This window comes from Streptomyces racemochromogenes (genome assembly GCF_044129415.1).
GTDB classification, from domain to species: Bacteria; Actinomycetota; Actinomycetes; order Streptomycetales; family Streptomycetaceae; genus Streptomyces; species Streptomyces racemochromogenes_A.
This window is the reverse complement of the sequence record NZ_JBBDHD010000156.1, coordinates 1-13,446: the sequence shown is the minus strand read 5'-3', so window position 1 is coordinate 13,446 and position 13,446 is coordinate 1. Positions and strand designations below refer to the sequence as shown.

Genomic DNA, 13,446 nt, shown 5'->3' with positions numbered 1-13,446 from the left:
CCCCCCCCCCCCCCCCCCCCCCCCCCCCCCCCCCCCCCCCCCCCCCCCCCCCCCCCCCCCCCCGCCCCCCCCCCCCCGCCCCCCCCCCCCCCCCCCCCCCCCCCCCCCCCCCCCCCCCCCCCCCCCGGTACGGGTGCGGGTCAGGCGGAGTAGTCGTGCTCGGCCTCGGCCCGGTGGGCGGGCCGCGGGGCGGGGCCGCCCTGCGCGACCGGGACGGAGCGCGACCGGTTCAGCTTCTCGCCCTCGACGTCCATGTTCGGCAGCAGCCGGTCGAGCCAGCGCGGCAGCCACCACGCGGACCGGCCGAGGAGCGCGAACAGGGCCGGGACCAAGGCCATGCGGACCACGAAGGCGTCGAAGAGGACGGCGGTGGCGAGGCTGAAGCCGACCATCTTCACGAAGTCGTTCGTCTCCAGGATGAAGCCGGAGAAGACGCTCGTCATGATGATCGCCGCGGCGCTGACGACCCGTCCGCCGTAGCGGAATCCGGTGACGACGGCCTCGGTCGGCCGGGCGCCGTGGACGTACGCCTCCCGCATCCGGGTCACGAGGAAGACCTCGTAGTCCATCGCGAGGCCGAACACCACGCCGATCATGAAGATCGGGAGGGTGCTCATGACCGGGCCGGGCTGCTCGATGCCGAGGACGTCGGCGAGCCAGCCCCACTGGAAGACGGCCACGACCGCGCCGAGTGCCGCGGAGACCGACAGGAGGAAGCCGAGGGCGGCCTTCAGCGGGACCAGCAGCGAACGGAAGATCAGGACCAGGAGCAGGAAGGCGAGTCCGACGACCAGGCCCAGGTAGGGCAGCATCGCCTCGTCCAGGGTCCGGGAGAAGTCGATGAACAGGGCGGTCTGGCCGGTGACCAGGATCTCGGCCCCGGTGTCCGCCTCGATGGCGCCCGCCTTCGCGCGGAGGGTGGCGACCAGTTCCTCGGTCCGGTGCTCGGTGGGCCCCGAGGACGGGACGACGCCCAGGACGGCGGTGTCACCGGCGGCGTTGGGCGTCGCGGGGGTCACCGTGGCGACGCCCTCGACGGCCGCGAGTTCCCGGCCGACGGCGCCGGCCGCGGCGGCCGCGTCCTTGGCCTGGACGGTGATGGTCAGCGGGCCGTTGAAGCCGGGCCCGAAGGACTCGGACAGCATGTCGTAGGCCTTGCGCTGGGTGGTGTCCGGCGCCATGGTGCCCTCGCCGGGCAGCCCCAGCCGGAGGCTCGCTGCGGGCACCGCGAGGGTGCCGAGGCCGAGGACGCCGACGGCCAGGACGAGCAGGGGGCGGCGTACGACGAACCGCGCCCAGCGGGTGCCCAGGTTGGGCTTGGTCCGCGCGGCGAGCCGGTCGGCCCGGCGCTGGAGGCGGGCGGTGAGCGGCTTGCCCTGGATGGCCCGCCGCTCCAGGCGGGGCATGACCTTGACGGGGGCGAAGCCGAGCAGCGCGGGGACGAGGGTGACCGCGATGAGGACGGCGAGGGCCACGGTACCGGCGGCGGTGAGGCCCATCTTCGTGAGCATCGGGACGTTGACGACGGCGAGGCCGGCGAGGGCGATGATGACGGTGAGGCCGGCGAAGACCACGGCCGAGCCGGCCGTTCCGACGGCGCGCCCGACGGCGTCGGAACGGTCCCGGCCCTCGGAGATCTCGGCGCGGTAGCGGGAGATGATGAACAGGGCGTAGTCGATGCCGACGGCGAGGCCGATCATCATGGCCAGGGTGCCGGTGGTGGCGGACAGGCCGAGGGTGCTGCCGAGGGCGGTGACGGCGGCGCTGCCGACGGCCACGCCGATCACGGCGGTGAGCAGCGGCATGCCGGCGGCGGCCAGGGAGCCGAAGGTGAGCAGCAGGACCACGGCGGAGACCAGGATGCCGATGCCCTCGGCGCCGCCCATGGGGGCCTCGACCTTGACGGCGTCACCGCCGGCCTCGACGGTCAGGCCGTCGGCCCGGCCCTTCTCCAGTACGGCGTCGAGTCCGTCGTGCGCCGCGTCGGTCAGCTTGAGGGCGGAGACCTTGTACCCGGCGACGGCGTAGGCGGTGGTGCCGTCCTTGCTGACGGTGCCGGCCGCGAAGGGGTCGGAGGCCGAGACCACCTCGGGCGCCTTGGCGAGGGCGGCGACGAGGCCGTCGACCTTGGCCTTCTGGGCGGGGTCGGAGAGCTTCTGCCCGGCCGGCGCCCGGACGACCACGCGGGCCGTGGCGCCGTCGGCGCTCGCGGCCGGGAACTTCTCCTTGAGCACGTCGAAGGCCCGCTGGGACTCGGTGCCCGGCATGGAGAACGTGTCGGCGGGCGGCGGCGGGGCGGTGGAGGCGGCGAGGCCGACGGCGACCAGGACGGCGAGCCACAGCAGGGTCACCAGGCCCCGCCGCCGGAAGGCGAACCGGCCCGTCTTGTAGAGGAAGGTGGCCATGGCGAACAGACTCCCGTGGGGGTGTGTCGACGATGAGGAGGAGCGGTCCCGTGCACACGGGACCCGATCGATGGCACCACTATGACATATCCGTGGCGCCACAAGGGGCCGTGTAGGTGCATTTTCTGGCGCCACCTCTCCACAGCATGGCACCAAAGGCTCTCGCAGCCTGGCAGATGTTTCCCTCGGTAGCCCGCGAAATACGCGAAAAATAAGGGGGCTCCATCCCGACACCATCCTGGCACCATCACAACTCCACCGGGTGCGGTGAGCGGACGGTGAGGGCGCGGTGAGCGGGCCGGGCGACCTTGGTCCCCGTCGCCGGACCACGGAGGTCCGGCTCGGAACAAGGAGCAGGTCATGGGCACGCTGAACGGCAGGACGGCACTGGTGACGGGCGCCTCCCGGGGGATCGGCCGGGCGGTGGCCCTGCGGCTGGCGGCCGAGGGGGCCCTGGTCGCCGTCCACTACGGCGGCAACGAGGAGGCGGCCCTGGAGACGGTGGCGCGGATCGAGGAGGCGGGCGGACTCGCCTTCGCGGTGCGGGCCCGGTTCGGGGAGGAGGGCGCGGTGGACGCCCTGTTCGAGGGGCTGACCGCCGGGCTGGGCGGATGCGGGCTGGACGTCCTCGTCAACAACGCGGGCATCGGCTCGGGCAGTTCGATCGGCCAGGTCACCGAGGAGGAGTTCGCCCGGCTGCTGGCGGTCAACGTCACCACACCGTTCTTCGTGATCCAGCGCGCGCTGGCGCTGCTGAACGACGGCGGGCGGATCGTCAACATGGGCTCGACGGCCAGCCGCTTCGCGGTGACGAGCCAGATCGGGTACACCGTCACCAAGGCCGCCCTGGAGGCGATGGCCCCCTCGCTGGCCAACGAGCTCGGCCGGCGCGGCATCACGGTGAACACGGTCGCGCCGGGCGCCGTCCGCACCGACATGACCGCCGGCTACACGGCCGTCCCGGAGGTGGTGGCCGCACTGGAGGGGATCACCGCGCTCGGACGGCTGGGCGAGCCGGAGGACGTCGCCGACGTGGTCGGCTTCCTGGCGGGGCCGCAGGGACGGTGGATGACCGGGCAGACCGTGGACGTCTCCGGGGGCACCTGGCTCGGCCCCCTCGGATGATCATCGGATGATCGACCGCCGTGGATAATCACCGGCATGCGGTTCTGCATCCTCGGCGAGACCCTGGCCCGGCGCGACGACGGCACGGAGGTCCCCCTCGGGGGACCCGCCCGGCGAGCCCTGCTGACCCTGCTGCTGGTGCGCCCCCGGGAGGTGGTGGCGGCCGAACGGCTCGCGGACGAGATGGCCCCGGACGGCTCGCTCTCGGCGCACGCGCTGCAGTCCCAGGTGTCCCGGCTGCGCGCGGCCCTGGGAGCCGACGTGATCGAGCGGGCCGGGGCGGGCTACCGGCTGGCCGTGGATCCCGAGGACGTGGACGCGGGCCGGTTCGAGCGGCTGGCCCGCGAGGGACGGGCCGCGCTGGCCGGCGCGGACCCCGGGCGGGCCCATCAACTCCTCTGCTCAGCACTGGAGTTGTGGCGCGGACCGGCACTGGCCGACCTGGCGCACCTGTCCGGCGGCGACACCGCCCGGGTGCGGCTTGAGGAGCTGCGGCTGGGGGCGCTGGAGGACCGGATCGAGGCCGAACTGCGGCTCGGCCGCCACCGCGGCGCCGTCGCCGAGCTGCGCGGGCTGACCGGCCTCCATCCGCTGCGCGAACGCCTCGCCGCCCTGCTGATCCGAGCCCTGTCCGCCGAGGGCGGGCAGGCGGAGGCCCTCGCCGCGTACGAGGAGACCCGCGGCCGGCTGGCCGACGAGCTCGGCAGCGACCCTTCGGCCGAACTGGTCTCCCTGCACCGGGAGTTGCTGGATTTCGACCCCTCCCCCGCGCAGGTCCGCCCGCCCGCCCAGCTGACCTCCTTCGTGGGCCGCGACGGTGAGGCCGCCGAGGTGGCCGGGATGCTGCGGGTGGCGCGGCTGGTGACGCTGGTGGGGCCCGGCGGGGTGGGCAAGACCCGGCTGTCGGTGGAGGCCGCCGGGGCCGCCGACGACGACGTGTGCTTCGTCGCGCTGGCCTCGCTGCGCGAGGGATCCGGACTGCCGCAGGCGGTGCTGGCGGCGCTCGGGCTGCGCGAGAACGGCCTCCAGCCCGGCGGCGGGCAGGGCCCGGTGGACCGGCTGGCGACGGCCCTGGCGGACCGGGTGCTGCTGCTGGTCCTGGACAACTGCGAGCACCTCGCCGGGGAGGCCGCCGCGCTGGCCGGCCGGCTGCTGGCGGTCTGCCCCCGGCTGCGGATCCTGGCCACCAGCCGGGAGCCGCTGGGCGTCATCGGGGAGCACCTGTGGCCGGTACGACCGCTGGAGGGCGCGGCGGCCGTACGGCTGTTCACCGAACGGGCCTCGGCGGTGCGGCGCGGGTTCACGGCCGCACCGGGGCGGGTGGAGCGGATCTGCGCGGCGCTCGACAACCTGCCGCTGGCCATCGAGCTGGCGGCGGCCCGGCTGCGCACGATGGACGTGGACGATCTGGCAGAACGGCTGGACGACCGGCTCGGGATGGCCGCCGCGCGCGCCAACCGCGGCGCCGACGAACGCCACCGCACCCTGCGCGCGGTGGTCGCCTGGAGCTGGGACCTGCTGTCCGGGGAGGAGCAGCGGGCCGCGCGGCGGTTCACCGTGTTCCCCGGGGGCGCGACGGCACGGGCGGCGCTGACGGTGTGCCGTGCGGGCGGCGGGGCGCCGGGGTCCGAGGGGCCGGGGTCCGGCGTGCTGGGGTCCGAGGTGCTGGAGTCCCTCGTCGACAAGTCGCTGCTGGAGCTCTCGGGCGGCCGCCTGCGCATGCTGGAGACGGTCCGGGCGTACGGCGCCGAGCGGCTGGAGGAGGCGGGCGAGACCGCGTCCGCCGGACGGGCCCACACGCGGTACGTGCTGGAGCTGGCCCGCACGGCCGATCCGCTGCTGCGGGGCGCCGGGCAGTTGGAGTGGCTGGAGCGGCTGGCGGCCGGGCACGGCGACCTGCTGTCCGCACTCGGCCGCGCGGTCGGGGACGGCCACTGGGAGACGGCCCTGGAACTGCTGGCCGCCGCCTCGACGTACCTGTGGATCCGCGGGGTGTCCGGGTCGGTCGCGGTGCAGGCCGCGGCCGTGCTCGACGCCGTCGGTGAGGCTCCACCGGCCGGGCTGGGCGAGGAGTTCGCGGCGTGCGTGCTCCTGGCGGCGGGCGGCCCCGGCGGGCTCGCTCCGTGGCGGCGCCACCGGGCGCGGGCCGGGGAACTGCTGGCCGCCGCCTGGGACGGGGACGGTCCGGGCGGGCGGTATCCCGTGGTGCTGCTGGTGTGGATGCTGCGCAACGCGACGGAGGCCGATCCGCTGGACGCGTTCGCCCTGGTGTCGGCGCAGCGCGGACGCCCCGAGCCGTGGGTGCGGGCGGTGGCCGCGTACGTGTCCGGGTTCGGGCCGCTCGGGGCGGGCGACCCGGCCGCCGCCGAACGGGCCTTCGCCGAGGCCGCCGAGGGGTTCCGGGCGACCGGCGACCGCTGGGGCGGGGCGCTGGTCCTGGACGTGCTCGCCGGTATGGCGGCGGCGCGCGGGGACCGGGCGGGTGCGGTGGCGCTGACCGACGAGGCGCTGGCGCTGACGGAGCGGCTCGGCGCCCTGGAGGACAGCGCCGACCTGCTGGTCAACCGGGCCGACCACCTGGTGGACGGGGACCCGGAGCGGGCCGGCGCCGACTACGCCCGGGCGGAGTCCCTCGCCCGCCGGGCCGGCGGTTCCGCCGCCCTGGCGGCGGCCCTGCGCGGGCTCGGCGACCTGGCCCTGCGGCAGGGGGACCGGGCACGGGCCGAGAGCCTGTACACGGAGGCGCTGGAGCGGATCGACCCGCACTGGGTCAAGAGCGCGGGCAGCCGGGTGCGGGCCCTGGCCGGGCTGGGCCGGATCGCGGAGGCGTGCGGGGACCGGGCGGCGGCCCGCTCCCGCTACGCCGAGGCCGCCGCGTCGGCGGCGGCCGTGGTGGGCGGCACGGGCCCGGCCGCGCTGCGGCTGCTGGGCCTGCCGCAGGACATCGCCGACACGGTGGCCGCGCACGCGCCCTGACGCGGGGACGGCCCCGTGGCCACGAGCGGCGAACCGGCTCTCCGCGTCCCCTTCACCGAAAGGGCTTCCCACGAGCGGGCCTTGCCACGCGCTCCGGGTCCGGCCCGTCACGGCCCCCGCTGAACCGGGCGTTCGGCGACGAGGCCGTGTGGGTGGACGAGGGGATCTCAGAGCGGGCCCCCGGGGCCTCCGCGACCTGGATGTCCGGCATGCGGCGGGTGCGGGCCGCATGCGCCTCCCGGACGCCGGCCCCCGGCGAAGTCCCCGGGCCCGCCGGCCGGCTGGGGGCCTGCGGGGGCTGTCCCGCCGGCGGGACAGCGGAGGGGCGGGCCGGGGGCGCGGGCATTGCCCGAGGGAGGCGGTGCTTGCCATGCTCGAACGCGGCGACGGCGCCCGCCCCCGGCCCCTTCGGGACCGCCGGCCGGGGCGGGCGCTCCACCCGGTCCCGCGGGAGCCCCGGTCCTCCGGGCACGGCGGCGGACCGGACCCGGTGCGGCCGTGAGGCGTGCCCGCGCCCCGCTGCCCCGGGGCGGCGCGTCCGGGCGCCGGGTGCACACCACCCGGTGGTCGCCTTCCGTTCCGCTCGGGTCCGCCCGGCTCTGCCACCGTCCGGACCAGCCCCGCCACCCCAGGCCCCCAACCCCGCCCCTGGAGCCCATGGATGAACACCGAACTGCTGATGTCCGATGCCGCTCACTTCCGCATCGACTACGTCATCAACCCGTACATGGACACGAGCGTCCAGCCGGACGCGCGGGCCGCCGTCAGCGAGCACGACGCGATCGCCGCCGCGCACCTCGCTGCCGGCCGCACGGTCCACCGGATGGCGTCGGCGCCGGAGTGCCCCGACATGGTGTACACGGCCAACGGGGCCTGGGTGTGCGGCGACCGGGCCGTGCTCGGCGACCCGCCCGCCGCCCGCGCCGCGGAGATCCCGTACTTCCGGTCCTGGCTGAAGGAGAACGGCATCGACGTGTTCGACGCCCCGTACTCCTTCAGCGGCCAGGGCGACGCCCTGGCCTGCGGGGACCTGCTGCTGGCGGGCCACGGGCAGCGCACGGACCGGCGGATGCACGACGTACTGGCAGATCTGACGGGCCATCAGGTGGTGCCGCTGCGCACGGCCGGGGAGCAGTGGTACGACCTGGACCTGGCCGTGGCCGTGATCGACGAGGCCACGCTCGCCTACCACCCGGGCGCGCTGGAGCCGGAGAGCGTCGGCACGCTGCGCTCCCTCGGGCTCGACCTCATCGAGGTGAGCACGGAGGAGGCGCGCGCCTTCGCCCTCAACCTGATCAGCGACGGCAGGACCGTGACGATGACCACCGGCGCGCCCCGGCTGGCGGCGACCCTGCGCGAGCGGGGCTCCACGGTGGTCGAGCTCGACACGACGCAGCTGCGCAAGGGCGGCGGCGGGGTCCGCTGCACCGCCCTCACGCTCGACAACCGCCTCCCGGCCTAGGCCGGCCGGGGGCGGCCGTCAGGCGGCGCGGGTGATCACGATGTCGCCCATGGCCGTACGGGCCCTGACCTCGACGACCCCGTCGGAGCCCTCGGGGCCCTCGGAAGGGCCGAGGGAGTTGTGCACCTTGCCCAGGCGGGAGGTGACGTCGAGCCAGGCGGCGACGGAGCCGCGGATGCCGATGTCGATCCGGCCGGCGGCCGTCTGGAGGTCGGCCTTGCCCCGGGCCAGACCGCCGACCCGGATGGCGCCGCTGGCGGACTTGGCGGTGACGGAGCCGTGCGCGCGCTCGACGGTGATGGCGCCGTTGGAGCTGTTCGCCCGTACGTCCCCGGTGGCCTCGCCGATCTCGGTGTCGCCGTTGAGGTTCTTGACGGTCGCCGCGCCGTCGACCCGGCCGAGCGCGATCCGGCCCGCGCCGTGCACTTCGGCGTCACCGGCGCAGCGGTCCAGCAGGACGTCGCCGTGGCCGGTGCGCAGTTCGACCGGGCCGGCCTCGCCCACCCGGAGGTTCCCGGCGCCGGACTTCAGGACGCACGCGCCGTAGGCCCCGTCCAGGACGAGGGCGCCCACTCCGGTGGAGGCGCGGACGCGGGAGCCGGCCGGCAGCTCGATGTGCACCTCGACCGAGCCGATCCGGCCGAACGGGAGGCGCTTCCTGGGGCCGCGTACGGTCAGCGTGCCGTCGGCGTGGTCGACCCTGCTCTCCCGGGCCGCGCGCTCGTCCTCCGGGTCGGCGGGGTCGGCGGGCAGCACCTCGACGACGGTGTCCGGCCGCTCGCCGGCCGTGAGGAGGACGGATCCCACCTCGATCTCGACGGAGACGGCGATCGGTGCGGGGGTCTCGAAGCTCAGCATGGCGGTCCGATCCTCAACGTGGTGCGGGTTCCCGCCGGTCGGGCGGGCGAAGCGAAGAAGGGCGTGTGGGGGGGTGCCGGTCGGTCCGGGGCCCGGGTCAGCGCACCCAGCCGGTGTAGCTCTGTCCGGTGCGGGTGCGGCGCAGCCCGGCCGGCTGCTGCTCGGCGGCGGCGCCGGACAGGGCGGCGGACAGGGCGCGGACCACCCAGGAGTTGACGGAGATCCCCTCGCGGACGGCCGCTTCCTCGGCGCGGGCCTTGAGGTGGGCGGGCAGGCGGAGGTTGATCCGGGCCGTCCCGCCCTCGTCGGTCTCGGGGAGGACGGGTACCGGCGGCGCGGCGGCCGGGGCGGCCGGGCGCTCGTCGTACGCGGGCTCGGTCTCCGGGACGTTCACGACGAACTCGGGGTCCAGGCCGCGCAGCCGGACCGAGACCGAACCCGGCGCCAGGTCCCGCGTGACCTCGTCCATCGCGTCGGACAGCGCGTTCAGGAGGGTCAGCCGGGCGGCCGACTCCAGCGGGGCGGTGAGCCGGCCGGCCAGGGCGCGGGCCTCGTCCCCGCCCGCGTCGGCGGCGACGGCGAGCTCGTGCCGGAGGTTCTCTACGTACGGCCTCAGATCCATGGCGCCACTATGGCACATATGTGGCACCATGACCAGATTCGACGTGTGCCACGGCCTGCGCGGACGTCACCGCGGCCGGTGGTGAGCCGGCGGTGAGCGCGCGGTGAGCACCCCCGCGCAGCCTGTGCCCATGACCCACACCACCGCGAACACCGCCGCCCACGCCACCGCCGGCGTCCGCTCCGCCCGGACCGTGCTGATCTCCGGCGCCTCCGTCGCCGGCCCCGCGCTCGCCTACTGGCTCCACCGCCACGGCTTCGCCCCCACGATCGTCGAGCGCGCCCCCGCCCTGCGCGACGGCGGGTACGCCGTCGACTTCCGGGGCGAGGCCCACATGGCGGTGCTGCGCCGCATGGGCGTCCTGGACGAGCTCAGGGCCGCCCGCACCGGCACCGGCTCCATGTCCTACGTCAACGCCGCGGGCAAGCCGCAGGCGAAGCTGCCCGCCGACCTGTTCGCCGGGGACCTGGAGGTGCTCCGCGGGGACCTGGCCCGGATCCTCCACGACGCGACGAAGGAGCACACCGAGTACGTCTTCGGGGACTCCGTCACCTCCCTCGCCGAGGACGCCGACGGCGTCCACGTCACCTTCGAGCGCGGCGCGCCCCGCCGCTTCGACCTGGTGGTCGGCGCCGACGGCCTGCACTCGCGCACCCGAAGCCTGGTGTTCGGGCCGGAGGAGCACTTCGTCAAGCACCTCGGCGTCTACTGCGCGATCTTCACCACGGACAACCACCTCGGCCTGGACCGCACCGGGCACGCGTACCGCACCGCCAACCGACTGGTGGCCGTCTACAGCGCCCGCGAGAACACCGAGGCCAAGGCCGTCTTCTACTTCGGCTCCCCGCTGCTCGACCTCGACCGGCGTGACGTGACCCGCCAGCAGACGCTGCTCACCGAGCGGTTCGCGGGCAACGGCTGGGAGAGCGAGCGGCTGCTGGAACGGATGCGCGAGGCCCCGGACTTCTACTTCGACTCCGTCGGGCAGGTCCGGATGGACGGCTGGTCGCGCGGCCGGGTCGCCCTCGTCGGCGACGCCGCCTACTGCCCCTCGTCCCTCTCGGGCATGGGCTCGGGACTCGCACTGGTGGGCGCGTACGTCCTGGCCGGGGAGCTCGCCGCCGCGCGCGGCGACCACCGCACCGCCTTCGCCCGCTACGAGCGGGAGATGCGGGCGTACGCGGAGGGCTGCCAGAAGATGGGCGACGGGGTGGCCCGGCTGATGGTCCCCGAGAGCCGGCTGCTCGCCGGGTTCCTCAACCGCTACTACAAGGTCATGCCGTACCTGCCGGGCAGGAACATGCCCGCGAGGATCGCCCGCAAGGCCGCCGAGAACATCACCCTGCGCGACTACACCGCCGAACTCACCGCCCGTTAGCCCGTGCGGAATCCGGCTGGACAACCACAACCTAGACCCTCTAGTTTTAGCCCTAGAGAAACTAGGCATGGCCGCAGTCGCAGAGGAGGCTCCGGATGGTGCGCGCAGGACTCAACGCCGCACGGCTCACGGAGGCGGCCGCCGAGATGGCGGACGAGGTCGGGATCGAGAAGGTGTCGCTGTCCGCGCTGGCCCGGCGGTTCGGCGTCAAGGACGCGAGCCTGTACTCGCACGTGCGCAACCTGCGGGAACTGCGGGTGCGGGTGGCGCTGCTGGCCGGCGAGGAGGTGACCGGGCGGATCGCGGTCGCCGTGGCCGGGCGGTCGGGCAAGGACGCGCTGGTCGCGTTCGCCGACGCCTACCGGGAGTACGCCCTGGAACACCCGGGCTGTTACGCCGCCTCGCAGATGCGGTTCGAGCCGGAGGAGGTGGCCGGATCGGCCGGCCTCCTGCGCAGCGTCGAGCTCACGTACGGGATGCTGCGCGGCTACGGGCTGGAGGACCCGGACCTGACGGACGCGGCCCGGCTGCTGCGCGCCACCTTCCACGGCTACGTGCACCTGGAGCTGAGCGGCGCCTTCGGCCATTCCCGCGAGGTCCGGACGTCCTGGGCGCGCGGGCTCGACGCACTCCACACGGCCCTGACGAACTGGCCGCCGAGGAACGAGGGGGACCCACGATGACCACGCCCACGACCACGACCACGCCCGTGACCGGGACGCTCGGCGTCCCGGGAGCCACGCTGTACCACGAGCGGCGCGGCAGCGGTCCCGTCCTGCTCCTGATCCCCGGCGGAGGAGCGGACGCCGGCCTGTACGCGGGGATGGCCCCGGCCCTGGCCGCCGCCGGGCACACGGTGGTCTCGTTCGACCCCCGGGGCCAGTCCCGCAGCACCCTCGACGGCCCGGCCGGCGACCAGCGGGTGGAGGACTGGGCCGACGACGCCCGCCGGATCCTGGACCTGGTCTCCCCCGACGCGCCGGCGGACGTCCTCGGGTGCAGCGCCGGCGCCGTCGCCGCGCTCGCCCTGCTGGCCCGCCACCCGGAACGGGTGCGCCGGGTGGTGGCGCACGAGCCGCCGCTCGTGGAGGTGCTGGAGGATCCGGCGCCGTACCGGGCGCTCTTCGCCGAGGTGCGCGAGCTGACCCGGACGCGGGGGCCGGCCGCGGGGATGGCCCATATGGCCCAGGGGCTGGGCGGGGCCCCGGAGCGGGACGAGGAGCCCGCCGAACTGCCGCCCGAGATCCTGGAGATGGCGCCGCGCATGTACGCCAACCAGCCGTTCTTCCTGGAACACGTCCTGTACCCGTTCACATCGAGCACCCCGGACGTACCGGCTCTCCGGGCGGCCGCCGGCCGCCTGGTCCTGGCGGCCGGCGAGGACTCCCGCGACATCCCGGCCCTGCACGGCCCGGCCACCCGCCTCGCGGCCCTGACCGGCGCACCCTTCACGGAGTTCCCGGGCGGCCACGTCGGCTGCGCCGAACAGCCGGCCCCCTTCGCCGCCCGCCTCCTGGAGGCCCTGCGCACGCCGTGACCCGGCGCCCCGCGGGCCGAGTCCTCGAAGTCGGGTGTGGTACGACTGCTTTCGACAAGGGGGGACGTCATGCACATTTCCGAGCGAGCACTCGTTCTGGGCCCGGGAGGCGCCGTCGGCACGGCCTGGATGGCCGGGCTGGCCTGCGGGTTGCGCCGCGACGGCGTGGATGTGGGGGAAGCCGACCTGATCGTCGGCACGTCGGCCGGAGCGATCGTCGGAGCGCTGCTCGCCACCGGGCAGAACCCGGGGCGGCTCGCGGCGTCGACCCGCACGGACGCCCACCGGGTCGCGGCGGACCCCGCACGGATGCGTGAGGTGTTCGCCGTCCTGGGCGACGCCGGCCTGGAGCCCGGCGAGGCCAGGCGCCGGGTCGGCCGGCTCGCGCTCGACGGCATCAGCCCCGAGGCGGACGAGGCGCTGCTCGCGGGGCGTGCCGCCCTGATCGGCGCCGACGCGTGGCCGCAGCGACGGCTGCTGATCACCGCCGTGGACGCGACGACCGGCGAGCCCGTGGTGTGGGACCGCGACAGTGGCGTGCCGCTGGTGTCCGCGGTGGCCGCCAGCAGCGCCTTTCCCGGGGCGGCGCCCCCGGTCGCCGTCGGCGGCCGCCGCTACATGGACGGTGCGCTGCGATCGGGCACCAACGTCGACCTCGCGGCCGGAGCCCGCACATTGGTCGTGATCGAGCCGATGGCGCACCTGTCCCCCCGTGAACCCCTCGCCCAGCGGGCGGAGGCGGTCGGGGCGGAGGCCGTGGTGGCCATCGGCCCCGATCCCGCCGCGGTGCGCGCTTTCGGCTCGGACCTGGGCGACCTGGCCGCCTGGGAGCCGGCCTATCGGGCGGGTCTGCGCCAGGCCGGCGAGGCGGGCGCGCTGCTCCGCCCGGCGTGGGGGACGGAAGCCCTTCCCTAGGCCGGGCACCGTCCGTCCTCAGCGGGCGACCGTCCAGGTGTCGCTGCCGGTGAGGAGATCCCCCAGGTCGGCCTTGCCGTAGCGCTCCACGGCGGTGTCCAGCTGGTCGGCCATGAGGGTGTCGTAGACGGGGCGCCGGATGTCGCGGAAGACGCCGATGGGGGTGTG

Annotated in this window: 10 protein-coding genes and 1 pseudogene; 7 read left to right on the top strand and 4 right to left on the bottom strand. The window is 75.6% G+C overall.

The window, feature by feature from the left end; translation table 11 throughout:
* Positions 1 to 140: 140 nt before the first annotated feature.
* Positions 141 to 2,405: an MMPL family transporter gene (locus WDV06_RS33005; protein ID WP_395513497.1), complete on the bottom strand. Its 2,265-nt coding sequence runs from the start codon at positions 2,403 to 2,405 to the stop codon at positions 141 to 143.
* A 360-nt stretch (positions 2,406 to 2,765) separates the two neighbouring features.
* Here WDV06_RS33005 and WDV06_RS33000 point away from each other — a divergent pair, with 360 nt between their 5' ends.
* The 3 genes from WDV06_RS33000 to WDV06_RS32990 all read left to right on the top strand — a co-directional run bounded on the left by WDV06_RS33000 (position 2,766) and on the right by WDV06_RS32990 (position 7,968).
* A complete protein-coding gene (locus WDV06_RS33000) occupies positions 2,766 to 3,530 on the top strand; it encodes an SDR family NAD(P)-dependent oxidoreductase (protein WP_395513496.1) in 765 nt (254 codons plus the stop codon).
* Positions 3,531 to 3,566: 36 nt separating this feature from the next.
* Positions 3,567 to 6,506, top strand: coding sequence for a BTAD domain-containing putative transcriptional regulator (locus WDV06_RS32995; RefSeq protein ID WP_395513495.1), 2,940 nt, complete (start codon positions 3,567 to 3,569; stop codon positions 6,504 to 6,506).
* Between the two features lie 661 nt (positions 6,507 to 7,167).
* On the top strand, positions 7,168 to 7,968 hold the full coding sequence (locus tag WDV06_RS32990) for a dimethylarginine dimethylaminohydrolase family protein (protein WP_395513494.1): 801 nt from the start codon (positions 7,168 to 7,170) through the stop codon (positions 7,966 to 7,968).
* 18 nt (positions 7,969 to 7,986) lie between these two features.
* Here the strand turns inward: WDV06_RS32990 and WDV06_RS32985 are convergent, their stop codons facing one another.
* Both WDV06_RS32985 and WDV06_RS32980 read right to left on the bottom strand, forming a co-directional pair.
* Positions 7,987 to 8,826, bottom strand: a complete 840-nt coding sequence (locus WDV06_RS32985; protein WP_395513493.1) for a DUF4097 family beta strand repeat-containing protein — start codon at positions 8,824 to 8,826, stop codon at positions 7,987 to 7,989.
* Positions 8,827 to 8,923: 97 nt separating this feature from the next.
* Positions 8,924 to 9,448, bottom strand: coding sequence for a toxin-antitoxin system HicB family antitoxin (locus WDV06_RS32980; RefSeq protein WP_395513492.1), 525 nt, complete (start codon positions 9,446 to 9,448; stop codon positions 8,924 to 8,926).
* 130 nt (positions 9,449 to 9,578) lie between these two features.
* Between WDV06_RS32980 and WDV06_RS32975 the strand changes: the two genes are divergently transcribed.
* From WDV06_RS32975 to WDV06_RS32960, 4 genes are all read left to right on the top strand, one after another.
* Positions 9,579 to 10,826 (top strand): FAD-dependent monooxygenase, encoded by a 1,248-nt coding sequence (locus WDV06_RS32975; protein ID WP_395513491.1) that lies wholly within the window; start codon positions 9,579 to 9,581, stop codon positions 10,824 to 10,826.
* A gap of 95 nt (positions 10,827 to 10,921) precedes the next feature.
* The gene (locus WDV06_RS32970) at positions 10,922 to 11,509 is read left to right on the top strand and encodes a TetR/AcrR family transcriptional regulator (protein ID WP_395513490.1); all 588 of its coding nucleotides are present in this window, start codon (positions 10,922 to 10,924) and stop codon (positions 11,507 to 11,509) included.
* Complete coding sequence (locus WDV06_RS32965) at positions 11,506 to 12,363, top strand: alpha/beta fold hydrolase (protein WP_395513489.1); 858 nt, start codon at positions 11,506 to 11,508, stop codon at positions 12,361 to 12,363. The genes WDV06_RS32970 and WDV06_RS32965 overlap by 4 nt, the downstream gene beginning before the upstream one ends.
* A gap of 69 nt (positions 12,364 to 12,432) precedes the next feature.
* Positions 12,433 to 13,278, top strand: coding sequence for a patatin-like phospholipase family protein (locus tag WDV06_RS32960; protein WP_395513488.1), 846 nt, complete (start codon positions 12,433 to 12,435; stop codon positions 13,276 to 13,278).
* An 18-nt stretch (positions 13,279 to 13,296) separates the two neighbouring features.
* On the opposite strand, the pseudogene WDV06_RS32955 reads toward WDV06_RS32960, so the two are convergent.
* Positions 13,297 to 13,446 (bottom strand): annotated as a pseudogene (locus WDV06_RS32955) (2-oxoacid:ferredoxin oxidoreductase subunit beta); the annotation flags it as partial.